The organism is Agrobacterium cavarae, from assembly GCF_004310285.1.
GTDB lineage: Bacteria > Pseudomonadota > Alphaproteobacteria > Rhizobiales > Rhizobiaceae > Agrobacterium > Agrobacterium cavarae.
The window spans coordinates 35,169-57,706 of record NZ_SISF01000030.1 but is presented as its reverse complement, the minus strand read 5'-3'; the positions used below and the strand labels follow the sequence as shown (position 1 = coordinate 57,706).

Genomic DNA, 22,538 nt, shown 5'->3' with positions numbered 1-22,538 from the left:
GTTACCGTTCAATAGCCGCGTGTGCGGTCGACAAGGCCGATAGGGTCGCGGCCGGACAGATGCAGCCGGATATTTTCGATGACAGCTTGGGCCGCACTTTCCGGCTGGGTGACGCTGGCGATATGCGGGGTGAGAATGATCTTCGGATGGGTCCAGAAGGCATGCTCTGCCGGCAGCGGCTCCGGATCGGTGACGTCGATCATGGCGGACGAGAGGTGCCCGCTGTCGAGCGCTTCGAGCAATGCGGCCTGATCGAGTTGCGGCCCGCGTCCGACATGGACGAGCGCCGCACCCTGCGGCAGTGCGGCGAAAAGATCGCGGTCGAGAAAGCCGCGTGTTTCCGGCGTCAGCGGCAGCAGGCAGACGAGAATGTCGGTCGCGGACAGCATGGCGCGAAGTCCGGCCTCGCCGTGATGGCAGGTGACGCCATTGAGGTCGCGCGGGCTGCGGCTCCAGCCGGCAAGCGGAAAACCGAGTGGCTTCAGCCGGTCGAGAACCGCCTGGGCCAGCATGCCGAGCCCAAGAACGCCGATACGTCGTTGCTCCGCCTGCTTTTGCGGCATGGGCGACCAGATGCCCTGCCGCTGCTGGTGGAGATAGGCGGGCAGATTGCGATGCAAGGCAAGCGTGGCAAGCAGCACATATTCCTGCATCATCCGCACGGTCCCGTCCTCGACCATGCGCACGACCTTCACATGGTCGGGAATGGCCGCCAGATTGAGCTGATCGACGCCAGCGCCGATCGAAAAGAGGATTTCGAGATTGCGGTAACGCGCCAGATCGGCTGGCGCCGTCCAGGTGATGAGATAGCGCACCGCGTCCGGATCGACCTGTGTTGCATCCATACTGAAGGGTAGACCGGGCAGGGCCTTCGCGAAGGCATCGGCAAAAATTGCACCACGGCGCGCATCGGAATTGAAGAGAAAGGTCATTGAAGTTTGTCCTTATACCGCGCAGTGAGCGCCGAGCGCTTCGATGAAGCGCTGGCAGGCGACGAGTTCGCTCTCCAGGATGAATTCGTCCGGCTTGTGAGCGCGGCTGATATCGCCGGGACCGCAGATCAACGCGTCTATGCCGGCGGCCTGATAGAGACCGGCTTCGGTACCATAGCTCACCGCGCTGAGCGGGGTCTTGCCAGTCAGGTCCGCAACGAGATGGACAAGCGGGCTCTGCGCCGACAGCGCCAGCGCCGGATAGGCGCTCATTTCGTCCCACTCGACTGCAAAGCCCGCTGCGCGCAACCCCTCCGCCGTCTCGCGGATCGGCCACAGCAGAGCGCTGGGATCGATGCCGGAAATGGCCCGCGCCTCCAGCTCCAGCGTGCAGAGGTCCGGCACGATATTGATCGCCTTGCCGCCGGAAATCACGCCGGCCTGCAGCGACGAATAGGCTGGCTCGAAAGCTGTGTCGAACGGGCCTTGCGTCAGGCGCGTCGCTTCCCCGATCGCCGAATTGAGCACGCCCGCCATCGCGTGGATCGCATTAAGCCCAAGGTCGGGGCGCGAGGAATGGCCGGCTCTACCGCGGATCGTGACCCGCACCGCCGCCTTGCCCTTATGGGCGAGCACGGCGCGCATGTTGCTCGGCTCGCCGATGATCGCGCCTTGAGGCGGCGCACAGAGCGCCGGCAGGCGGGCGATCAGATGCGGCACGCCTCGGCAGCCGGCTTCCTCGTCATAGGAAAAGGCCAGATGGATCGGGCGCCTGAGCTTCGCCCCGGCAAGCTCGGGCACGGCAGCAAGTGCGGCGGCGAGGTAGCCTTTCATGTCCGTGGTGCCTCGCCCGAAAAGCTTATCGCCCTCACGGCGGAGGCTAAACGGGCTGGAGGTCCATTCGCTGACGTCTGCCGGCACGACATCCATGTGACCGGAGAGGATATAGCCTCCTGCATCTGCCGGTCCGATGGTGGCGAAGAGATTACTGCGATCGCCTTCAGGGCCGGCAATGACCTGTGCTTCGATACCGTGGGCGGCGAGGTAGTCGCAGATCCATGAGACGATGGCGCCGTTAGGTCGACCGACGACGCTGTCGAATGACACCAGCTTTTCCAGAATTTCGGTGGCGTTCATGAATTCCCCGGTGCGGCCTCCGGCCGTTTGTGACATGGTCCTGCAGGTTTTCAGGATGGTTGTTTCGAGCGGGATTCGATGCCGAACCTGCGGTTCATTCGGCCGAATGTTGCGCTTTGTATGAATTTTCGAGCAAAATCTGCGGCGACGCCGCGCTATGCTGGTTCTGCTGCCCGTCATTGTCGCAGCAAAGGAACCGCAAACATTTCTAGGATTGATCGGTGACCAAGACAGTTATGCCGCGCGAAAGCCTTCAGATTGACGCCTTTGCAATGCGGGTCGGCGATGTCGCCGCTGCCGACCTTGACCAGCTTCATGCGCTATCGATTTCCGTGGGTTGGCCGCACCGGGGCGTCGACTGGCAATTCCTGTGCGAGGTCGGGAAGGGCGTCGTGGCCTTTGACGACATCGGCCGTATCATGAGTTCGGCCATGTGGTTTCGACAGTCGGCCGAACTTGCTACCATCGGCATGGTCATCACCTCGCCGCGCCTGCAGACGCAGGGCACGGGTCTCTGGCTGATGGAATATGCGCTGAAGGACCTTGAAGGCGTCAATCTGCGTCTCAATGCCACACGAGCCGCCCAGCGGCTTTACCTTTCGCTGGGTTTTCGCCCGGAGAAGACGGTCTATCAGTGTCAGGGCATCGTCACGGGGCCCCACGCCGGAGATCCCGTTTCCGGCGAAATGCGCCCACTCACGGATGATGATCTCACTGCGGTGACCGCACTGGATGCCGTCGCCTTCGGCGTCGGGCGGTCAGCTCTCATGGGAAAACTCTTCCAGCTTTCGCGCGGCTACGGCGTTTTCCGTGACGGTCGTCTTGCTGCCTTCGCACTTTGCCGCCGCTTCGGGCGTGGCCATGTCGTAGGTCCCATTGTCGCCGCGACCGACGAGGACGCCATTGCAGTGGTCTCACCGCATATCCGCGATCACGAGGGCGGTTTCCTCCGCCTCGACACCCATTTCGAGACGGGCGATTTTGCAGCCGTCGTATCGCGCTGCGGGCTTTCGGTGTTCGATACCGTGTTGACAATGTCGCACGGCAAGACGCTAAAGGACTTCGCCTGCGGTGACGCGAATGCACCTGTCACATATTCGCTCGTCAGCCAGACGCTCGGCTAGAGGTGGGACTGGCCTCGCCGGCAGTTCACCCATCGTGATGACTGTTCTTCGTTCAGCAATGACCTTTGCATCCTTTTCCAAAAGGCGCGCACCCGTCGACGATATGGATCGTCTACGAGGACGATTACTCGAAGTGTTTCTCAGCGATGGGAGGGAGTTCTGGCCTACAGCGCTCATCCTCAAGCGGTGCGCTATGGGGTCCTGCCAGGGAAGCGAGGAGCGCTCCTTGTCGATGCGGCTGTGGAAGTGTTTCGGTGCCAGCGCGGGCTCTGAGTTTCTGAAGCTGCCGCTCAGACATCTTTTCTATCGGATGCGTTTTTAGTTCGGCCAGCCGCGTACTGAGCTTACGCCTGGCGATCTCTGCCGTTCTGTGATCCTGACGGTGAGGGCTGAATGAAGACCGCCTGCCGGGCAAGCGGAGAACGAATGCTGTTGGGACGCGCGCTCGCCAATAAAAGATGTTTTCCCTGCGCATAAGATTCTCAAGCTCGTGACGAACTGACCATGCCTTAGCGTTAGATGAACCTCAGCCTATGTCGAATGGACATCATCTTGGCGCCAGTTCCGGGCATCAGGTCGCCAAATATGCCAAAACGATATCCGGCACGACTGGAAAATCAAGGAATTAAGGGTATTTACGGAGAATTGGCTGGGGAACCTGGATTCGAACCAAGATCGACGGAGTCAGAGTCCGCTGTTCTACCATTGAACTATTCCCCAATCCGAGAAGCGCCGGGCGCTTTCGTTTGGTGGGTCGTCATATAGATGATTTGGTCGGCTATGCAAGCTGAAAAATGCATTTTTTCAAAGCTTGTTTTTCGGTTCGGGTCAAAGCCTTGCTTTGGTGGATCTCTGTGTCGAGAGGATCAGGCTGGTTTCGCTGCCGGTGATGCCGGGGACGAGGCGGATGCGGCGGAGAACTGCGTCGAATTCGGTGAGCGTTGCGGCGCTCAGTTCGACGATCAGGTCCCAGCGGCCGTTGGTGGAGTGGATTTCGGAGACCTCCGAAATGCCGCCGAGGGCGCGGATAACGCGGTCGGTGACGTGGCCTTCGATCTCGATCATCATGGTGCCGCGTATTGCGTTTTCCACTGCGTCGGCGCGCAGGATGACGGTGTAGCCGATGATTGTGCCGTTTTGCTCCAGTTTTTCCATGCGCGTGCGGATCGTAGCGCGGGAGGCGCCGGTTTCAATTGCCAGATCCGATATGCTTCGTCGTCCGTTGTGGCGCAGAAGCGTGATGAGCTTTTCGTCAAGTTGATCCATGGCAAACCATTTTGGCAGGACTATTGATCAGAATGATAAGCCTGATCAGGAAACTTGCCAATCGGTACTATTCAATCTGCCATCTTAATGTGGTTTCATGATCAAAAATTGGGAACTGGAGATGACATGATGGACTGCAAGTTGATCGGTGTTCCGCTACAGATCGGGGCAGGGCAGCTCGGATGCGAGATGGGGCCCAGCGCTCTTCGGGTCGCGGGGCTGAAGGTGGCGCTTGAAGAGCTGGGACATCATGTCAGCGATCTCGGTAATGTGTCGCCGGCGCCTTTTCGCGATCTCCAGCATCCGAACGCCGCGGTGCATCACCTTCCCGAAACGGTCGCCTGGACCGAGGCCTTGATCGAGACAGCGTATCTCGAAAGTGCGAATGCCATGCCGATCTTCCTTGGCGGAGACCACGCTCTCTCCGCCGGCACGGTTGCCGGGCTGTCGCGCCGGGCTGCCGAGCAGGGGCGACCACTTTTCGTGCTTTGGCTGGACGCGCACACTGATTTTCACACGCTTGAGACGACGAAGAGCGGCAATTTGCATGGCACGCCGGTCGCCTATTACACAGGGAGACATGGCTTTGCAGGTTACTTCCCGCCGCTCGCACATCCCGTCGATCCGAACAATGTCTGCATGATCGGTATTCGAAGCGTCGATCCGGCAGAGCGTGCGGCGCTAAAGGATTCCGGGATCACCGTGCATGACATGCGCATGATCGATGAGCATGGCGTGGCCGCACTGCTGCGGGCGTTCCTGGCGAAGGTCGAGGCTGCCAATGGGTTGCTGCATGTCAGCTTCGATGTCGATTTTCTTGATCCGTCGATTGCGCCCGCGGTCGGTACGACGGTGCCGGGCGGCGCCTCTTTCCGTGAGGCGCATCTGGTGATGGAGATGCTGCATGACAGCGGTCTCGTCAGCAGCCTCGATCTGGTGGAGTTGAACCCGTTTCTGGATGAACGTGGGCGCACCGCGACCCTGATGGTAGATCTGACCGCAAGCCTGATGGGCAAGCGCGTTCTCGACCGTCCGACACGAGCAGGTTGAGGGGGAACTTACCATGACAGCCATTGCGAAACTGAATATCGTTCCCTTCGTCAGCGTCGATCATATGATGAAGCTGGTGCTGAAGGTTGGCATCGACACTTTCCTGCGTGAACTGGCCGACGTGATCGAAGAGGATTTTCTGCGCTGGGAGTCCTTCGACAAGACGCCGCGGGTGGCCTCCCACTCGCAGGAAGGGGTGATCGAGTTGATGCCGACGAGTGACGGCACGCTTTACGGCTTCAAATATGTCAACGGGCATCCCAAAAATACGCGCGACGGCCGGCAAACGGTGACGGCATTCGGCGTCCTATCCGATGTCGGCAATGGCTACCCGATGCTGCTGTCCGAAATGACGATCCTGACAGCACTTAGAACCGCCGCCACCTCTGCCGTTGCGGCAAAACACCTGGCGCGGGCGGATGCACGTTCCATGGCGATCATCGGCAATGGTGCGCAGAGCGAGTTCCAGGCCCGCGCTTTCAAGGCAATTCTCGGCGTCGATCACTTGCGGCTTTACGATATCGACCCGGGAGCGAGCCGCAAATGCGAGGCAAACTTACGCGGGCTCGGTTTTTCGATCACGATATGCGACAGCGCCGAGCAGGCTGTCGAAGGTGCAGACATCATCACCACCGTTACCGCAGACAAGCAATATGCCACGATCCTGACCGACAACATGGTTGGCCCAGGCGTCCACATCAATGCGATTGGTGGCGATTGCCCCGGCAAGACGGAACTGCACCGCGATATCCTGCTGCGCTCGGATATCTTCGTCGAATACCCGCCGCAGACCCGTATCGAAGGGGAGATCCAGCAGCTGGATGCCGATCATCCGGTCGTCGAGCTGTGGCAGGTCATGGCGGGCAAGACGGTGGGTCGCACGAGCGAGCGGCAGATCACGCTATTCGACAGTGTCGGCTTTGCCATCGAGGATTTTTCAGCGCTGCGCTATGTGCGTTCCAAGCTGATGGAAACGGGTCTGTTCGAAGAACTCGATCTTCTCGCCGATCCCGACGAGCCGCGCGATCTTTATGGCATGTTGCTTCGATGCGAGGCGGCGATGTCCGCTGCCGACACACAGAAGCAGCCTGCGCTTTCATAGTCCTTGAAGTCGGCGTCTTCTGGCGGTCAGTTGCTCGCGCCAAATGGTGAAGAGGCCGGCTGCAATCACGATCGCCGCGCCGAAAACCATATGGGCGGTCAGCACTTCCCCATAGATCGTGACGCCGACGATCGAGACCAGCACGAGCTGATAGTAAGAGAAGGGCTGCACCGAGGCCGCATCCGCCAGTTCGAAAGCGCGGATCAAAAGGTAATGGCCGCTCATGCCGGTGATGCAGAGCGCAACCATCCACAGCCAGTCATGCGGGGCCATGTTCACCCAGTAAAAAGGACCGACCAGCGTCAGCGCTGCGGCGCCAGCAACGCCGGTGTAAAAGAAGCTGGTCATGGCCGTATCCGTGCGGCTGGCAAGCCTGGTCATCACGCCATAGAGCGCCAGCATGAAGGCGGCGACGAAGGTCAACAGGAAGGTCAGATCGAAGCCCGTTTCGCCGGGGTTGATGATGATCAGCACGCCGATGAAGCCGACCAGAATGGCGCACCAGCGCCGCCAGCCGACCTTTTCGCCCAGCATCGGCACGGAAAGTGCTGCGACGATCAACGGGATGCAGGCGAAGATGGAATGCGTGTGCGCCAGGCCCACGAGCTTGAACGAGAAAATGGACAGAACGATCTGCGCGGCAAGCAGCACGCCACGGCTGATCTGCAGCAACAGCCGCTTGGAGCGCATCGTGGCCATCAGGCCATCGTGAGAGCGTGCGGCCAGAATCACGGCGAAGACCGCAAAGGCCCAATAGCGTAGCATCACGACGAAGACGGGCGGGTAGTACTGGCCGAGATGCTTGGAAATGCCATCCTGCACGGCAAATATCGAAAACGCCCCAAGGGCGTAAAGAAGTCCGGTTGACTGGCTGGGCATCGCTCTCTCTCGGCATATCGGCGGGAGGGAGGATATGCCGATAGTCTGATCACCTAACAATCTAGCGAAAAATGGGGGAAGCGAAAGGCCGGATCAAATCTCTTCCGTTCCCTTCACCAATTTATATGCCTCGCATGCCGCGTTGAATTTCGCGAGAAATCTTATTTTGCTCTTGTAGCTCTAGTGGCTAGAGGTCGTAAGACGTGTTCAGCAAAATGAGGACCGACGAGATGAGCACGGATTTACAGACCAGATTTCGGGTTGGCGGCATGGATTGCGCCTCTTGCGCCAGCAAGATCGACACTGCCGTTCGGCGCATGCCGGGCGTGGAAGACGTGTCGGTCTCCGTTACCGCGGGAACGATGAGCATCCGTCACGATCAGACGAGCGATCTCGATGCCATAGGAAAGAAGGTTCGGGGCCTTGGCTATTCGGTCGAGCGATTGGCTGGGCGCCAAGTCGATAACCCGACATCGGCGAACCATGGTGCGGCCTGCTGTGGCGGTCATGCGCATGATCATGCGGATGGCGACAGCCACACGCATTCCGGCCCGGCCCACGATCACGATGCCCACCACCACGATAGCCACGAACATGGCAAACAGGACCGACGCGACCGTGCCGCCGCTGTCGAGGGATTGCATGGCCATGACCATGGGCCGAGTGACGGCCCCTGGTGGAAAAGCAGGAAGGGGCGTGCAACGCTGTTTGCGGGTGCAGCCCTGGTGGTGGCCTATGTGATCGGCCACCTTGTGCCGTCCATCCAGCTTTATGCCTTCGCCATCGCCATGCTGGTGGGTCTGGTGCCGATTGCGCGCCGGGCCTTCATGGCAGCACTCGCCGGCACGCCTTTCTCTATCGAAATGCTGATGACCATTGCAGCCGTTGGCGCCCTCGCCATCAACGCGACGGAGGAAGCCGCTGCCGTCGTCTTCCTGTTTTTGGTGGGCGAGTTGCTGGAGGGCGTGGCCGCTGGCAAGGCGCGTGACAGCATCAAGTCGCTCGCCGCGCTTGTTCCGAAGACCGCGCTGTTGGAAGAGGCAGGCAAAACCAGCGAGGTGCCGGCAGAAAGCCTTGAGATCGGCTCCATCATTCTTGTTCGCCCGGGTGATCGTATATCGGCAGACGGCGTCATCGTGTCCGGCGAAAGCGCGATCAACGAAGCGCCGGTGACAGGGGAGAGCGTACCTACTCAAAAGAGCGCTGGCGACAGCGTATTTGCCGGCACTGTCAACGGTGACGCTGCATTGCGGGTCCGCGTTACCGCGGCCGCAGCCGACAACACGATCGCGCGCGTGGTGAAGCTGGTTGAGGAGGCACAGGAAAGCAAGGCGCCGACCGAGCGCTTCATCGATCGCTTCTCGAAATATTATACGCCAGGCGTCGTGGTCGTTGCCGCGCTGGTTGCGCTTGTACCGCCGCTTCTCTGGGGGGCGAACTGGGATGAGTGGATCTACAAGGGGCTTGCCATCCTGCTGATCGGCTGCCCTTGCGCGCTGGTCATCTCCACCCCCGCCGCCATCGCCGCCTCGCTTTCGGCAGGTGCACGCAGAGGCTTGTTGTTGAAGGGTGGCGCTGTATTGGAAGGTCTCGGTCGTCTGACGGCGGTGGCCCTCGACAAGACGGGCACGCTGACGGAAGGCAAGCCGAAGGTCACGGATATTATATCTTTCGGGCTGTCGGAACCGGAAACCTTGCGTCTGGCAGCAGCTCTTGAGACCGGCTCCAGCCATCCGCTTGCTATCGCTATTTTGGAAAGGGCCACGGAGAACCAGATCGCCCTTCCAGCGGTAAGCGGTGCCAAGGCGCTTGGCGGCAAGGGCGTGTCGGCTACCGTGGAAGGGCAGTCGGTTTTTCTTGGCTCGGCGAAAGCGGCCTCGGGGTTGGTGGATATTCCGGCTGCGGATCAGACCGTCATCAGTGCGCTGAATGATGAAGGCAAGACGGTTTCTGTCCTCGTGGTGGACGGCAGGCTGGCCGGTGCGATTGCCATGCGCGATGAGCCGCGTGCCGATGCCGCAGATGGTTTGAAGGCGCTGAAGGATGCGGGTGTCAGGATCGTCATGCTGACGGGCGATAATGCCCGCACGGCAAGCGCCATCGGCAAGACGCTGGGCATCGAGGTGCGCGCAGACCTTCTGCCGGAGGACAAGCAGCGCATCGTCGGTGAACTCAAGCAGCAGGGTCTCGTCGTCGGCAAGGTGGGCGACGGCATCAACGATGCACCGGCACTTGCCGCTGCCGATGTCGGCATTGCGATGGGTGGCGGAACGGATGTGGCGTTGGAAACGGCCGATGCCGCCATCCTGCATGGGCGCGTGGGCGATGTCGCCCGGATGATCGATCTTTCCAAGCGGACGATGCGCAATATTTATCAGAACATTGCGATCTCGCTCGGTCTGAAGGCCATCTTCCTCGTCACCACCATTATCGGCGTCACGGGTCTGTGGCCGGCAATCCTTGCCGATACCGGCGCTACGGTACTCGTCACCATGAATGCGCTGCGCTTGCTGAGGGTGGCGAAATAGGGAGCAGCTCAACCAACCAGCGACGGTGTCTCTGGCTTCACTTCGGCGAAGTCTGAGACCGGTCATGTGGTCACGCGAAGACGATCGAGATCCTCAGCGCCACTTTTCCTTGGCGCTCTCATCGGCATCTTTGGCCGATACCCAACCGCCCGCAGTTCCATTTGTCCCGTGCTCCTTCTTCCAGAAGGGGGCGGCGGTCTTCAAATAGTCCATGACGAAGTTCGCGCCATCGAAGGCAGCTTGGCGGTGGGATGAGGCGGCGATGACGAGGACGATGTTGTCGCCGGTGGCGATCTTGCCATAGCGATGGATCGCAGTCAGGCCACGAAGGTCGAAGCGCTCGATGGCAAGCCTGGCGATCCGCGTCATTTCCGCTTCTGCCATGCCGGGATAATGCTCAAGCTCCAGTGCAGAAAGGGCGCCGCCTTCATCACGGCAGAGGCCGGTGAAGGTGACGAGAGCACCAATCCCTGCGTCCTCTTGCGTTAAAAGCCTGGCTTCTGCGGCAGCGTCGAAGTCTTGCGCCTGCACGCGGATGGTCGGGGTCACGCCCATCGGTCAGCCGCCTGTCATGGGCGGGAAAATGCCGATCTCCCGCGCGCCGACGATGCTTTCGTGATGCTCGATATGCTCTTGATTGACCGCAACGCGAATGACATTCGGATATTCGAAGGCCGCCTCGTATTCTTCGCCAAGACCTTTCAGGTAAAGGATCAGTTCTCGCGCCGTTTTTACATTCGCGGGAAGGTCGATATCCTCCTCCGACTTGCCAATCTTTTCGCGCACCCAGGCGAAGTAAACGATATGGGTCATCACTCTTCATCCACGATGTGGCGCAGGCCAGCCTTGAAGTAGTCATAGCCGGTATAGATCGTCAGCGCTGCTGCGATCCATAGAAGGCCGATGCCGATCTCGGTGGTGTAAGGCAGGATCGTGTCGCCCGCCGGTCCGGCCAGAAGGAAAGCGATTGCTACCATCTGGATCGTGGTTTTCCACTTGGCAATCCGCGTTACAGGCACGGACACCTTCAAGGCCGCGAGATACTCGCGCAGGCCCGAGACGAGAATTTCACGGCAAAGGATGGTGATGGCTGCCCAGAGCGACCAGCCTGCAATCGTGCCGTCGGCCGCCAGAAGCAGCAGGATCGAGGCGATCAACAGCTTGTCGGCAATGGGGTCAAGCATGCGGCCGATATTGGAGGTCTGGTTCCAGATGCGTGCCAGATAGCCATCGAGAAAATCGGTGATGGAGGCGATGATGAACAGCCAGAGCGCGGTCCATCGCGCAAAATCCGAACTTTCGAGTTTTCCTTCAACGAAGAAACACAAAACGATGACCGGTACGGCCAAGATCCGGCCATAGGTCAGAAGATTCGGGATGTTGTATGCGCGCGAAGCCATGGAAAACCTGTCTATCGATATCAGAGCGTTGATGACGCTCCGAGGTGGAAGCGTCAACACTTCTTTGTGTTTTTTTAGCGGGCGGCGGTAAAAGCCGCCGCGTCACTCGCGGCCGCTCTCATGGAAGTGATTGTATATCTGTTTTGCGACAGTTTCTGAAATGCCGCCCACAGCCATCAGGTCGCTGAGCGCTGCACGCGACACGGCTTTCGCCGTGCCGAAATGCTGCAGAAGCGCGCGCTTTCTGCCCGGCCCGATGCCGCTTACTTCATCGAGAGGATTCTTGATCATCTCCTTCTTACGCCGCGCCCGATGCGAGCCGATGGCAAAGCGGTGCGCTTCGTCGCGCAGGCGCTGGACGAAGTAAAGAACGGGATCGCGCGGCGGCAGCGAAAAGTCGCTGCGCGTATCGGTGAAGAAGCGCTCGCGACCGGCATCTCGGTCAACACCTTTGGCAACGCCAATCGCGGTGACGCAATCACGAATGCCAAGTTCATCGAGAATGGCACGCACCGCCGTCATCTGGCCTTGACCGCCGTCGATCAGGATCACATCGGGCCAGGCCGGAAACGGCATATCTGCGGCATCTTCCGGAGACACCGGCTGGCTCCGGTCAGGCCTGCCTTCTTCTTTCAGCAGTCGGGAAAACCGACGCGTCATCACCTCGCGCATCATGCCGAAGTCGTCGCCGGGGGTGATGTCCGTCGATTTGATGTTGAACTTGCGATACTGGTTTTTGACGAAGCCATCCGGCCCTGCCACCACCATGCCGCCCACCGCATTGGTGCCCATGATGTGGGAGTTATCGTAGATCTCGATGCGGCGCGGGATGTAAGGCATACCGAAGGTCTCGGCGAAGCCTTTCAGCAGCCGGGCCTGGGAAGAGGTTTCGGCCAGCTTGCGACCATGGGCTTCGCGAGCATTGCCCAGCACATGATCGACAATATCCTTCTTTTCGCCGCGCTGCGGCACCGAAAGGACGACCTTGTGACCGGCCTTTTCGCTAAAGGCTGCAGCAAGCAATTCCTGCTCGTCCACAGTTTCAGACAAGAGAATCTGCCTCGGCACCGGCTTGTCATCGTAGAACTGCGCCAGGAAGGCGTTGAGAATTTCCGAGCCCGGGAGGGATGGATCGGCCTTGGGGAAATAGGCGCGGTTGCCCCAGTTCTGGCCGGTGCGGAAGAAGAAGACCTGAATGCACGACACGCCACCTTCGTGATGGATGGCAAAGACGTCTGCCTCATCGATCCCGGCAGGGTTGATGCCCTGGTGACTCTGAACGTGCGAGAGCGCGGCAAGACGATCGCGATAGATCGCGGCGCGCTCGAAATCGAGATCTTCCGAGGCCTCGTTCATCTGCCGGGCAATCGTCGACTTCACGCTCTGGCTTTTGCCGGAAAGGAAGTCCTTGGCTTCCTGCACCAGCTCTGCATAGGCCTCGTCGCTCACCTCATGGGTGCAGGGGCCTGAACAGCGCTTGATTTGATAGAGCAGGCAGGGCCGTGTGCGGCTCTCGAACACGCTATCGGTACAAGTGCGGATCAGGAAGGCGCGCTGCAGCGAATTGATGGTTCGACCGACCGCACCGGCAGAGGCGAAGGGACCGAAATAGGCGCCCTTGCGCGCTCTTGCACCGCGATGCTTGAAGATCGCCGGCGCTCGGTTGTCGGCCGTGATCAGAATATAAGGAAACGACTTGTCATCGCGCAACAGCACGTTGAAGCGTGGGCGGAAGCGTTTGATGAGGTTGGCTTCCAGCAGCAGCGCTTCCGTTTCGGTGCGGGTGGTAACGAACTCCATATGAGTCGTCAGCCGCACCATCTGGCCGATGCGGTTGGAATGCACACGTCCCTGAGCATAGTTGCTGACACGCTTCTTCAGCGAGCGCGCCTTGCCGACATAAAGAACGTCGCCAGCCTCGTTGAACATGCGATAGACGCCGGGATTGTTGGGCAGGTGTTTGACAAATTCGCCAATCAGATCCATGCCCTTCAGGCCGGACTCGTTCTTCCAGCCGGCGTTCCAGTCGATGCCGGCGCTGTCCCGCTCTACGGCCACATCGGTGGTGGAGAGTGCAACATCGTCTTCATCGTCGTCGGTTTCATCGAAGAGAACACCGCCATCCGGCAGCTTCTTTCCGTTCATTCATTAATCTCCGCCACGTCCGGGGTTTCCCAGCCAAGATGCTGGCCCCCGTCGAGTGCGATCATCTGGCCGGTCATCGAGGGGGTATCGTAAAGAAAGCGAATCGTCCGCCCAAACTCATCGGGCTTCGGACCTCTCTTCAATATAAGGGCGTCGACCTGCGCCTGAAAGTCCTCGGGGCTCTGTCTCTCGTTTTTAAACGTCGGACCAGGGCCGATGGCATTGACCCGGATGCGTGGCGCAAAACTTTGCGCGAGTGTCTGCGTTGCGGCCCAAAGCGCTGCCTTGGACAATGTGTAGGAATAGAAGCGCGGATTGAGCGCCAACACGCGTTGGTCGATGATGTTGACGATCAGGCCGGAATGCTCTTGCGGCAGTTGCTTTGCAAATGCGGCTGAGAGGATGGACGGCGCGCGCACATGCACTGCAAAATGCGCATCGAAGGTCTCGGCGTCGAAGGTTTCGGCCTCGTCTTTATGAAAAACAGAGGCGTTATTGACGAGAACACCCACGGGTCCAAGGGCTTTTGTTGCCTTTTCCATCAATTCGGCGGTGGAGGCGCAATCCATGAGGTCGGCCTGTAAGACGACCGCCTTGCCACCTTTTTGCCGTAAATCGTTAGCGAACTCTTCGGCTTCGGCCAAAGAAGAGCGTGCGTGGATCGCCACCGCAAACCCTTCGCAAGCAAGGTAATCGGCGATGGCTTTGCCGATGCGGCGCGCTGCACCCGTGATCAAGACGGTCTTCGGTATAGTCTCTGTCAAAGCGGACCCGTGCTCTGCTTATTCCACATTTACCTGTAGATATAAATCGAAACCGTGAGGTTTGCCCACATCGGAATGGCGTTATACAGATTTATCAGGCACAAGTTTTGCCAGCTTAATTAGATGTAAACACAAGTAAAAACGCACTTTGCTTAAATTAACGATCCATTATCCTTAATAGATTTCTGTGTCCTTTTGGCAACGTCCAATTTCCGTCACGGCTGTGCCTCAATCAATTCACATTTTGGCTCTGTGATTTCCTCATTCCCCCATCATTTTGCATTTCCAGACGGGCAGGGAACTAACTGTTTTGTACCGCGTTGGGACCGAGTGTTTGAGTGCCCCCGCGGGTTTGAAAAGGAGAATGGCATGCGTACTATCGTTGCAACACTTTTGGCTTCTACCATGGCCGCGGCAGCTTTCTCGGCAGCACAGGCAGCCGATGCGGTAAATGAAGTTCCGCAGGCGCCGGTCGCAGTTGAGCAGCCCGCACCGATCAAGGATTGGTCTGGCGCATATCTCGGTGGTACCGTGAACTACGACTGGGGTCGTTTCAGCGGCAGCAACAACGGTCGCGACGCTGACGGTTTTGGCGGCGGCCTCTATGGTGGTTACAACTGGCAGAACGGCCAGATCGTTTACGGTGGTGAAGCCGACCTCGCTTACGGCGATGAGAAGGGCTCCGCTGGCGGCACCCTCGAAGGCAAGCAGAAGCTGAACGGCTCGCTGCGCGCTCGCGTCGGTTACGACATGAACCCCTTCCTGATCTACGGTACGGGTGGTCTTGCAGTTTCGAACAACGAAATTCGTGACACTGCAACCGGCAGCAAGGACGACAAGACGGCTCTCGGCTACACGGTTGGTGCCGGTGTCGAAGCTCTCGTCACCGACAACATCACGGCACGTCTTGAGTATCGTTACACCGATTACCAGGACAAGGACTTCGCCATCAACGGTGGCAACGTCTCGCGCGGCTTCGACGACCACAGCGTCAAGGCTGGTATCGGCGTCAAGTTCTAATCTGCCAGACAATATGCGGAAAAGCCGGGGTTCTCCCCGGCTTTTCTGTTTCTACAGCGAGTAAAATCCGCGATCAGGCTGCCGATTTCAGTTCCGTGTACTGCTTGAACTTCTTGCCGAATTTTTCCGGCCAGTCCGCCAGCCGCTTGCGGCCATCCGCCCATTGTCCGCTGAAGCGCAAATCGAGATAGCCGACCATCGCAGCAAGGGCGAAGTGGCCGCCATGCAGCTTCTTGCCGGTTTTCGGCAGATTGTCGTTCAGGTAATCGAGCGCCTTCACCACCTTGCGCCATTGCTTGTCGATCCACTCCTGGTGAATCTTTTCCTCCGGGCGGAAGCGCTTTTCGTAAACGATCGCCAGCAGGCAATCCATCACGCCGTCGCAAAGTGCTTCGAGGATTTCGGCCTCGGTGCGCTTGGCATGCTTTTTCGGGTAGAGCTTTCCGCCGGACACGCGATCGAGATAATGCATGATGGCGACGCTGTCGTAGACCGACCCGCCGTCATGCAGCAGCACTGGAATCTTGCCGAGCGGATTGTTGTCGATCAGCGTAGCGGGTTCGGCATTGGTATCGACGCGGACATCGGTGATGCCAATATCCAGATAACGCGCTGCCATGCGCACCTTGGCGGAATAGGGGGAGGCAGGAGCATAAAGCAGTTCCATTGGTTTTTCCTGTTTCACTATCGGATGGGAATGATCTCTGCGGCATTCGACCGGCAACCCTGGCGATCGACCTCGGGGCAATCGCGGAAGGACAAGGTCTTGGACAGGCAGATCCGCACCTCCTCCAGTCGCGGACCTTCGCAACTGATAGCGATGCCGCTCTTTGTCATGCCAGGATTGGCACTCACAAAGGCGGCTTCGATAGCGTCGGCGGAAAGCTTCTTGCTCTGATCGCCGACTGAGAGGTCGGCGGGTATCTTGATGCGGTCATAGGCATCACGTGTCTTGTCGAAATATTGTTTCTGGGTCAGGCCACTGCAACTGCCATGCTTGCGCCACTGGTGGCCGATCAGCCCCATGGAGGGCATGATGTCGAACATGCTTCGTCCAAGGTTGTCAGGCACGCGCTCGTTTTTGTCCGCGCCGCAGAATTCCGGATAGCCTTGGTCATTCTGAGGCCAGAGACCATGAACCACGAAACCGAACTTTCGATCCGCGCCGCATTGCTGCCGGCTGCTGCGTCCGGCGTCGCTGGCACAGAATGCTGGAGACCAGGAGAGCGACAGGACGTAGAAATCGAAGCCTGTTTCCGAGGTTTTAGCAGTGTCTTGTGCGCTTGGCGCTGAAGGGGTTCCGGTTCGCGGCGCCGTAGGACCGGACGCCGGCTGGGGTTGGCCCAGAAACACCCAGCCAGCCGCCGCCAATGACAGTGCGCCGAGTGCGATAAAACCGAAATACTGTTTCATCGAGGGCGCTGTCTTTCTGGCAAGGATGACGATTTGTTGAACAGGCTTCGGGTTTTATACCATCTTCTGCCTATGGCAAACAGACCACCGAAAAATCATCTCTCCGGCATCCTTCGTGTTGAACCGGAGTTAGTATAACGAATAAGCTTGTCGAATCCGGCATGACGCCTTGCCGGAGGGAGGATCGAGCCTGGGCATGTCCGCATGAAAATGAAAAAGTATCTCTGGCCCGTCATCGGGATTGCGACGATCTGCTTTTCGGTGTGGCTGCTCTATAAGGAATTGCGCCATCTCTCGCTCGATGACGTCTGGGACAGCCTCAGCGCAATCAGCATGCATCACTGGATGATGTCGGGGCTCTGCACGCTGGTCGCCTATGCCGCACTTGCCGGATACGACCGAATCGCATTGCAGCATCTGAAGCGCAAGGTCGGCTGGTGGTTCATCACCTTGACCTCGTTTACCACCTACGCCCTATCCCACAATGTCGGCGCGTCCGTGTTTTCCGGTGCCGTGGTGCGTTACCGTGCCTACACCTCCAAGGGGTTGAGTGCTGCGGAAGTCGGCGTTCTCGTTGCGCTTTGCTCCTTCACCTTCGTCATCGGCACGCTGATGCTGATCGGCTTCATCCTGGTTTATGAGCCGGATATCACGGAGCGTTTTGTCGATGTTCTGCCGGTGGAAGCCTCGCGCACCACAGGAATTCTGCTGCTTGCCATCGTCGCGCTTTACGTTCTCGGGAGTCTGATGAAGCTGAGGCCGCTCAAGATCGGCTCCTTCACGCTGTTCTACCCGGTGCCGAAGCTCGTGGTGCAGCAGCTGGTCATTGGTCCGATCGAATTGATCGGCGCGGCCGGTATCATCTATTTTGCACTGCCCGAGCTTGGCAATCCAGGCTTCATGGTGATCCTGGGAATTTTCCTGATTTCATTTTCCGCCGCACTGATTTCGCATGCGCCAGGCGGTCTCGGGGTGCTCGAGCTCGTCTTCGTCATGGGTCTGCCGGATATGAACCCCGCAGACGTCATCGCCGCACTTCTCGTCTTCCGCCTGTTCTACCTGATCATCCCGTTCGTCATCGGCCTGTTCATCATCCTGTTTTTCGAGCGCTCCCAGCTTGCAGCCGCCGAACAGGAGGAGAGGCGGCTACAGCAGAAGTAGCCGTTCTTACTCTTCGCCGCGCAGCCAGAAGGCGCGATGCGACGCGTATCGGTCCTGCGCCATGATCGCCTTCAGAACAGGCAGCATCGCGTGCAACTCGTCCTTCAGCGTGTAGGGCGGGTTGACGATGATGAGGCCAGAGCCGCTCAAGCCCTCCAGCCGGTCGCTTCTGACAGACAGCTCGGTACAGAGCATTTTGGGAATCTCATAGGATTGCAGGCGCTCGTGAAAGTCCTTGATCGGCGCATTCTTCTTCAGCGGATACCATAGGCAATAGGTTCCGGTGGCAAAGCGGCGATAGGCCTTGTGCAGACCGTCCGCCAGGCGCTCATATTCGTTTTCTTTCTCGAAGGGGGGATCGACCAGAACGAGGCCGCGCTTTTCCTTCGGCGGCAGATGGGCGCCAAGCGAAAGCCAGCCATCGAGTTCGGTGACGCGCGCCTGATAATCGCCTTCGAAGAGGCGTGAGAGCGCGCGAAAATCATCCGGGTGCAGTTCCATGGCTGAAAGCCGATCCTGCGGGCGAAACAGCATCCGGGCAAGCTTCGGGGAGCCTGGATAGTATTTGAGCCCGCCCTCCGGGTTCAATTCCCGAACGGCTGAGAGATAAGGCTCCATCAGTTCAGCGACCTCTGCCGGAAGATCGGCTTCCAGAAGCTTGCCGATGCCGGTCTGCCATTCGCCCGTCTTCTGCGCCTCTTCGGACGAGAGGTCGTAAAGTCCAATACCGGCATGCGTATCAAGCACGCGAAACGCCTTGTCCTTGTTCTGCAGATAGCGAACGAGCCGGGCCAGGACCGCATGTTTGAGAACATCGGCAAAGTTGCCTGCGTGGTAGATGTGCCGGTAGTTCATCGGGGGCGATGCCTTTTATGAATTATCTTGATGTGCGTCACTTCGCCCTTTTGGCGATCTCGCACATGCAATATAGAAAATCTATGAACGTTGCGACCCCGATTTCCGCCAAAGCCGTGACCGATGCCACCCGCGTCGGCCATACCGTCTGTCCGCACGACTGTCCGAGCGCTTGCGCGCTGGAGGTCGATATCAACGCCGATGGCCGTATTGGCCGGGTGCGTGGTGCGAACGCCAACACCTACACCGCTGGCGTGATCTGCGCCAAGGTGGCGCGCTATTCGGAGCGGATCTATCATCCAGGCCGGTTGCTGACGCCGAAGCGCCGCAAGGGCGCGAAGGGTGCCGGCGACTGGCAGGAGATCGGCTGGGACGATGCGCTGGACGAGATCGCCAACGCCTTCATCAAGGCGGAAGCGGCGCATGGTGCCGAGGCCGTGTGGCCTTATTTTTATGCCGGAACGATGGGGCAGGTGCAGCGCGACAGTATCGAGCGGCTGCGCCACGCCAGGAAATATTCCGGCTTCTTCGGCTCCATCTGCACCAATATGGCCTGGACCGGCTATGTGATGGGGACAGGTGCCTTGCGCGGACCGGACCCGCGCGAGATGGCAAAGGCCGATGTCGTGGTCATCTGGGGGACCAATGCGGTTGCCACGCAGGTCAATGTCATGACCCATGCGGTCAAGGCCCGCAAGGAACGCGATGCGAAGATCGTTGTCGTCGATATCTATGACAATCCGACGATGAAGCAGGCGGATATGAAGCTGGTGGTGCGACCGGGCACGGATGCTGCACTTGCCTGCGCCGTCATGCACATCGCGTTCCGAGATGGTTATGCCGACCGCGCTTATATGGCAAAATTTGCCGACGATCCGGCCGGGCTCGAAGCGCATCTTGCGTCCAAGACCCCGCAATGGGCTGCCGAAATCACCGGGCTTTCGGTGGAGGAGATCGAGGCGTTCGCAAAGCTCGTCGGAACGACGAAAAAAAGCTTCTTCCGCCTCGGCTATGGCTTTGCCCGCCAACGCAACGGCGCGGTCGCCATGCATGCCGCACTGTCGATCGCCACCGTTCTCGGCTCCTGGCAATATGAGGGCGGTGGCGCGTTTCATAACAATGGCGATATCTTCCGGCTGAACAAGGCGGAGTTGATGGGAACGGCCTATGCCGATCCGAATGTCCGCCAGCTCGATCAGTCGCAGGTCGGCCGCATCCTGACGGGCGATGCCGAGGCGCTGCGCGGCGGCGGACCGGTGACGGCCATGCTGATCCAGAACACCAATCCGGCCAATGTCTGCCCGGAGCAGAGGCTGGTCAGCCAGGGCTTCCACCGTGAGGATCTGTTCGTCGCCGTGCATGAGCAGTTCATGACGGAGACGGCAGAGATTGCCGATATCGTCCTGCCGGCCACGATGTTTCTCGAGCATGACGATCTCTACCGCGCCGGCGGACAGAACCATATTCTGCTCGGTCCCAAGCTGGTCGAGCCACCGGAGACGGTGCGGACAAACCTCTTCGTCATCGAGGAGCTCGCAAAGCGCCTTGGTGTCGATCACATGCCGGGCTTTGGCAGGAGCGAGCGCGAGCATGTCGAGACGATTCTCCAAGCGAGTGGTTGGGGCAGCTTCGACAATCTGGCTGAGGAGAAGTGGATCGATGCGCAGCCGGAATTCGAGGTCGCGCATTATCTGCAAGGCTTCAGCTATGGCGACGGCAAGTTCCGCTTCAGTCCGGACTGGCAGAACGGCCCATCACCCAACAAGCCGCCTAAAAATGTCGGCGTTATGGGGCCTGCCGACGCGTTTCCAAAATTCCCGGATCAGGTCGATGTGATCGAAACGGCCGACGCAGAGCATCCTTTCCGGCTTGCCACGTCTCCGGCCCGCAACTTCCTGAATTCCACCTTCGCCGAAACCAAGACCTCGGTTCAGAAGGAAGGTCGCCCGGAACTGATGATTTCCCCCGTCGATGCGGTGCGCCTCGACATCGCAGAAGGGGATGTGGTCCAGATCGGCAATGCGCGCGGCGATGTGCGCATTCATGCTAAAATCGTCGAGGGTGCTCGCCCCGGCGTGCTGATTGCCGAAGGTCTTTGGCCCAACAAGGCACATCTTGACGGTGAGGGTATCAACGTCTTGACGGGAGCCGATGCTGTTGCTCCCTATGGCGGCGCGGCGTTCCACGATAACAAGGTGTGGCTGAAGAAAGCCTGATGGGAGTTTCATGATGCGGTCCACTGCTGGTCCAGTATCGCAGGTCGATGACGAGTCGCGCGTCAAGCTCATCGAAAAGCAGACGGTTTGGAAGAACTTCATCCACTTGCAGACGATGATTTTCGAACAGCAAGCCCGCGACGGGCGCACGTTTCGCATCCATCGCGAGGTGCATGATCACGGAGTCGCTGCTGCTATCCTGCTTTTCGATCCGAAACGGGGGGACGTCGTGCTGGTTCGCCAGTTCCGCCCCGGCGCCTATGTGAATGGCGACCCAAGCTTCATGCTGGAAATCCCCGCTGGTCTGACCGACGGCGATCATCCAGACGAGGCCATTCGCCGTGAATCCATGGAAGAAACCGGCTATGCCGTCAGCGCGCCGCGCTATCTCTTCGACACTTATGCCAGCCCCGGCACATTGACCGAGAAGGTCAGCCTCTTCTACGCTCGTGTCGATCTCGATGTGAAGGCGGGAGAGGGTGGCGGCCTTGAAAACGAGGGGGAGGACATCGAAGTCCTGACCGTTCCCCTCGACGCCGCCTATGGCATGATCGCATCCGGCGAGATCACCGATTCCAAGACGATCATCATGCTGCAATGGGCCATGCTCAACCGGGCGAGCCTGTAATCGGGAGTTCGTGGCGAGAGGGCTTTGATCCGCCTTTCGCGCCGGTCTGCGTTACCGTTGAAACGAAGCGCGGTAGGCGCGTGGTGACATCCCACGCAGCCGCCGGAATTGCCGGTTGAAGTTTGCAAGCGAGGCGTAGCCAACCTCAGCCGCGATGTGTTGGATAGGCTGCCGGGTCGCCGACAGACGCGAGCAGGCTTCGCCGATCCGCAAGCCGATCAGATAGTCCGAGACGTTGGACTGCGTGTGTTTGCGGAACAGTCGGTGGAGGCCGGAAACGCTGAGTGCGGCGATCTTGGCAAGATCTTCCATCCGCAGCGGCTCTTGATAGGATTGGTGCAGGTGTTGCAACACCCGGTCGATCCGCTCGCGACCGGCCTCCGCCTGCGCTGGCGCGGTTGCGGACAGTGGTTGCGCCTCCAATTCGGATAGGCGCAGCAGAATGTCGAGCAGGCTGAACAGGCTCTGGGCTGGCGCTCTGGAAAAGATCGCTTCGAAATCCGCCGAGAGCGATAATCCAACGGATCGGTCGAAAGCAAGACCACTGGCGGCGCGGTCGATGAGGCGGTGAATAGGACGCAGTTCCGCGGTTTCGGTCGTCAGTTGTTCGATCCATTCGCGACTGAACCAGAAGACGAGCGCGGTATGCGGTTCGCCTTCACGCACCTTTTCTCTCGATGCCCAGGTGTGCGGCAGGTTCGGCCCAATGAGAACCAGGTCGCCATCGTCATAGCGACCGACATGATCGCCCACGAAGCGCTGGCCGCGCGAGTTGAGCGTCAGTGTCAGTTCGAATTCGGGATGGTGATGCCATTCGAATGGAATTTCATCTTCAAGGCGCCTGTTCAGCCGGCTCTATGAACACCCAGGAGACACGGTAAGATGTTCGAGATAAGATCGCATCGCGCATTCCGAGAG

General features: G+C 59.2%; 21 protein-coding genes and 1 tRNA gene. 8 read left to right on the top strand and 14 right to left on the bottom strand.

Going from position 1 to position 22,538, the window contains the following annotated elements; genetic code table 11:
• Positions 1-8: 8 nt before the first annotated feature.
• A complete protein-coding gene (locus EYC79_RS11860; RefSeq protein ID WP_130978126.1) occupies positions 9-932 on the bottom strand; it encodes a 2-hydroxyacid dehydrogenase in 924 nt (307 codons plus the stop codon).
• Between the two features lie 12 nt (positions 933-944).
• Complete coding sequence (gene argE, locus EYC79_RS11855) at positions 945-2,069, bottom strand: acetylornithine deacetylase (RefSeq protein ID WP_130978125.1); 1,125 nt, start codon at positions 2,067-2,069, stop codon at positions 945-947.
• 236 nt (positions 2,070-2,305) lie between these two features.
• Between argE and EYC79_RS11850 the strand changes: the two genes are divergently transcribed.
• Positions 2,306-3,193, top strand: coding sequence for a GNAT family N-acetyltransferase (locus EYC79_RS11850; protein ID WP_165457034.1), 888 nt, complete (start codon positions 2,306-2,308; stop codon positions 3,191-3,193).
• A gap of 646 nt (positions 3,194-3,839) precedes the next feature.
• Here EYC79_RS11850 and EYC79_RS11840 read toward each other — a convergent pair.
• Positions 3,840-3,913 (bottom strand) — tRNA-Gln (locus tag EYC79_RS11840).
• Positions 3,914-4,021: 108 nt separating this feature from the next.
• Entirely contained in the window at positions 4,022-4,459 is a 438-nt protein-coding gene (locus EYC79_RS11835) for an Lrp/AsnC family transcriptional regulator (protein WP_130978123.1), read from the bottom strand.
• 129 nt (positions 4,460-4,588) lie between these two features.
• Between EYC79_RS11835 and rocF the strand changes: the two genes are divergently transcribed.
• Both rocF and EYC79_RS11825 read left to right on the top strand, forming a co-directional pair.
• Complete coding sequence (gene rocF, locus EYC79_RS11830; protein ID WP_130978302.1) at positions 4,589-5,509, top strand: arginase; 921 nt, start codon at positions 4,589-4,591, stop codon at positions 5,507-5,509.
• A gap of 13 nt (positions 5,510-5,522) precedes the next feature.
• Entirely contained in the window at positions 5,523-6,611 is a 1,089-nt protein-coding gene (locus tag EYC79_RS11825) for an ornithine cyclodeaminase (protein ID WP_130978122.1), read from the top strand.
• Here the strand turns inward: EYC79_RS11825 and EYC79_RS11820 are convergent.
• On the bottom strand, positions 6,606-7,490 hold the full coding sequence (locus tag EYC79_RS11820; protein ID WP_130978121.1) for a DMT family transporter: 885 nt from the start codon (positions 7,488-7,490) through the stop codon (positions 6,606-6,608). The genes EYC79_RS11825 and EYC79_RS11820 overlap by 6 nt on opposite strands.
• A 230-nt stretch (positions 7,491-7,720) precedes the next feature.
• On the opposite strand from EYC79_RS11820, the gene EYC79_RS11815 reads away from it, so the two are divergent.
• Positions 7,721-10,018, top strand: coding sequence for a heavy metal translocating P-type ATPase (locus EYC79_RS11815; RefSeq protein ID WP_130978120.1), 2,298 nt, complete (start codon positions 7,721-7,723; stop codon positions 10,016-10,018).
• Between the two features lie 93 nt (positions 10,019-10,111).
• On the opposite strand, the gene EYC79_RS11810 is transcribed toward EYC79_RS11815, so the two are convergent.
• The 5 genes from EYC79_RS11810 to EYC79_RS11790 form a co-directional block, all read right to left on the bottom strand.
• A complete protein-coding gene (locus tag EYC79_RS11810) occupies positions 10,112-10,573 on the bottom strand; it encodes a molybdenum cofactor biosynthesis protein MoaE (RefSeq protein ID WP_130978119.1) in 462 nt (153 codons plus the stop codon).
• Positions 10,574-10,576: 3 nt separating this feature from the next.
• Complete coding sequence (gene moaD, locus EYC79_RS11805) at positions 10,577-10,831, bottom strand: molybdopterin converting factor subunit 1 (protein ID WP_062427574.1); 255 nt, start codon at positions 10,829-10,831, stop codon at positions 10,577-10,579.
• On the bottom strand, positions 10,831-11,418 hold the full coding sequence (pgsA, locus tag EYC79_RS11800; RefSeq protein ID WP_062427575.1) for a CDP-diacylglycerol--glycerol-3-phosphate 3-phosphatidyltransferase: 588 nt from the start codon (positions 11,416-11,418) through the stop codon (positions 10,831-10,833). The genes moaD and pgsA overlap by 1 nt, the downstream gene beginning before the upstream one ends.
• 102 nt (positions 11,419-11,520) lie before the next feature.
• On the bottom strand, positions 11,521-13,563 hold the full coding sequence (uvrC, locus tag EYC79_RS11795; protein WP_165457019.1) for an excinuclease ABC subunit UvrC: 2,043 nt from the start codon (positions 13,561-13,563) through the stop codon (positions 11,521-11,523).
• Positions 13,560-14,327 (bottom strand): SDR family oxidoreductase, encoded by a 768-nt coding sequence (locus EYC79_RS11790; protein ID WP_062427577.1) that lies wholly within the window; start codon positions 14,325-14,327, stop codon positions 13,560-13,562. Before EYC79_RS11790 ends, uvrC begins: the two co-directional genes overlap by 4 nt.
• 369 nt (positions 14,328-14,696) lie before the next feature.
• On the opposite strand from EYC79_RS11790, the gene EYC79_RS11785 reads away from it, so the two are divergent.
• A complete protein-coding gene (locus EYC79_RS11785; RefSeq protein ID WP_062445385.1) occupies positions 14,697-15,347 on the top strand; it encodes an outer membrane protein in 651 nt (216 codons plus the stop codon).
• Between the two features lie 73 nt (positions 15,348-15,420).
• Here the strand turns inward: EYC79_RS11785 and EYC79_RS11780 are convergent, their stop codons facing one another.
• Both EYC79_RS11780 and EYC79_RS11775 read right to left on the bottom strand, forming a co-directional pair.
• Positions 15,421-16,014 carry a glutathione S-transferase family protein gene (locus EYC79_RS11780; protein WP_130978118.1) on the bottom strand — a complete coding sequence of 198 codons (594 nt, stop codon included), beginning with the start codon at positions 16,012-16,014 and terminating at the stop codon, positions 15,421-15,423.
• A gap of 17 nt (positions 16,015-16,031) precedes the next feature.
• On the bottom strand, positions 16,032-16,760 hold the full coding sequence (locus tag EYC79_RS11775) for a ribonuclease T2 family protein (protein ID WP_130978117.1): 729 nt from the start codon (positions 16,758-16,760) through the stop codon (positions 16,032-16,034).
• 204 nt (positions 16,761-16,964) lie between these two features.
• Here EYC79_RS11775 and EYC79_RS11770 point away from each other — a divergent pair, with 204 nt between their 5' ends.
• Positions 16,965-17,921, top strand: coding sequence for a lysylphosphatidylglycerol synthase domain-containing protein (locus EYC79_RS11770; RefSeq protein ID WP_111847377.1), 957 nt, complete (start codon positions 16,965-16,967; stop codon positions 17,919-17,921).
• Positions 17,922-17,927: 6 nt separating this feature from the next.
• Here the strand turns inward: EYC79_RS11770 and EYC79_RS11765 are convergent, their stop codons facing one another.
• Positions 17,928-18,776 carry a 23S rRNA (adenine(2030)-N(6))-methyltransferase RlmJ gene (locus tag EYC79_RS11765; RefSeq protein ID WP_062445377.1) on the bottom strand — a complete coding sequence of 283 codons (849 nt, stop codon included), beginning with the start codon at positions 18,774-18,776 and terminating at the stop codon, positions 17,928-17,930.
• A gap of 17 nt (positions 18,777-18,793) precedes the next feature.
• On the opposite strand from EYC79_RS11765, the gene EYC79_RS11760 reads away from it, so the two are divergent.
• Together EYC79_RS11760 and EYC79_RS11755 are read left to right on the top strand one after the other, a co-directional pair.
• The gene (locus EYC79_RS11760; protein ID WP_165457018.1) at positions 18,794-20,992 is read left to right on the top strand and encodes a molybdopterin-containing oxidoreductase family protein; all 2,199 of its coding nucleotides are present in this window, start codon (positions 18,794-18,796) and stop codon (positions 20,990-20,992) included.
• Positions 20,993-21,005: 13 nt separating this feature from the next.
• Complete coding sequence (locus EYC79_RS11755) at positions 21,006-21,620, top strand: NUDIX domain-containing protein (protein WP_245495269.1); 615 nt, start codon at positions 21,006-21,008, stop codon at positions 21,618-21,620.
• A gap of 51 nt (positions 21,621-21,671) precedes the next feature.
• Here the strand turns inward: EYC79_RS11755 and EYC79_RS11750 are convergent, their stop codons facing one another.
• Positions 21,672-22,373: an AraC family transcriptional regulator gene (locus EYC79_RS11750; RefSeq protein WP_335625469.1), complete on the bottom strand. Its 702-nt coding sequence runs from the start codon at positions 22,371-22,373 to the stop codon at positions 21,672-21,674.
• Between the last annotated feature and the right edge of the window lie 165 nt (positions 22,374-22,538).

Coding starts and splice junctions, on each gene's coding strand:
- EYC79_RS11860 (WP_130978126.1), bottom strand. CDS start 932: ATGACCTTTCTCTTCAATTCCGATGCGCGCCGTGGTGCAATTTTTGCC.
- argE (WP_130978125.1), bottom strand. CDS start 2,069: ATGAACGCCACCGAAATTCTGGAAAAGCTGGTGTCATTCGACAGCGTC.
- EYC79_RS11850 (WP_165457034.1), top strand. CDS start 2,306: ATGCCGCGCGAAAGCCTTCAGATTGACGCCTTTGCAATGCGGGTCGGC.
- EYC79_RS11835 (WP_130978123.1), bottom strand. CDS start 4,459: ATGGATCAACTTGACGAAAAGCTCATCACGCTTCTGCGCCACAACGGA.
- rocF (WP_130978302.1), top strand. CDS start 4,589: ATGGACTGCAAGTTGATCGGTGTTCCGCTACAGATCGGGGCAGGGCAG.
- EYC79_RS11825 (WP_130978122.1), top strand. CDS start 5,523: ATGACAGCCATTGCGAAACTGAATATCGTTCCCTTCGTCAGCGTCGAT.
- EYC79_RS11820 (WP_130978121.1), bottom strand. CDS start 7,490: ATGCCCAGCCAGTCAACCGGACTTCTTTACGCCCTTGGGGCGTTTTCG.
- EYC79_RS11815 (WP_130978120.1), top strand. CDS start 7,721: ATGAGCACGGATTTACAGACCAGATTTCGGGTTGGCGGCATGGATTGC.
- EYC79_RS11810 (WP_130978119.1), bottom strand. CDS start 10,573: ATGGGCGTGACCCCGACCATCCGCGTGCAGGCGCAAGACTTCGACGCT.
- moaD (WP_062427574.1), bottom strand. CDS start 10,831: ATGACCCATATCGTTTACTTCGCCTGGGTGCGCGAAAAGATTGGCAAG.
- pgsA (WP_062427575.1), bottom strand. CDS start 11,418: ATGGCTTCGCGCGCATACAACATCCCGAATCTTCTGACCTATGGCCGG.
- uvrC (WP_165457019.1), bottom strand. CDS start 13,563: ATGAACGGAAAGAAGCTGCCGGATGGCGGTGTTCTCTTCGATGAAACC.
- EYC79_RS11785 (WP_062445385.1), top strand. CDS start 14,697: ATGCGTACTATCGTTGCAACACTTTTGGCTTCTACCATGGCCGCGGCA.
- EYC79_RS11780 (WP_130978118.1), bottom strand. CDS start 16,014: ATGGAACTGCTTTATGCTCCTGCCTCCCCCTATTCCGCCAAGGTGCGC.
- EYC79_RS11775 (WP_130978117.1), bottom strand. CDS start 16,760: ATGAAACAGTATTTCGGTTTTATCGCACTCGGCGCACTGTCATTGGCG.
- EYC79_RS11770 (WP_111847377.1), top strand. CDS start 16,965: ATGAAAATGAAAAAGTATCTCTGGCCCGTCATCGGGATTGCGACGATC.
- EYC79_RS11765 (WP_062445377.1), bottom strand. CDS start 18,776: ATGAACTACCGGCACATCTACCACGCAGGCAACTTTGCCGATGTTCTC.
- EYC79_RS11760 (WP_165457018.1), top strand. CDS start 18,794: ATGAATTATCTTGATGTGCGTCACTTCGCCCTTTTGGCGATCTCGCAC.
- EYC79_RS11755 (WP_245495269.1), top strand. CDS start 21,006: ATGCGGTCCACTGCTGGTCCAGTATCGCAGGTCGATGACGAGTCGCGC.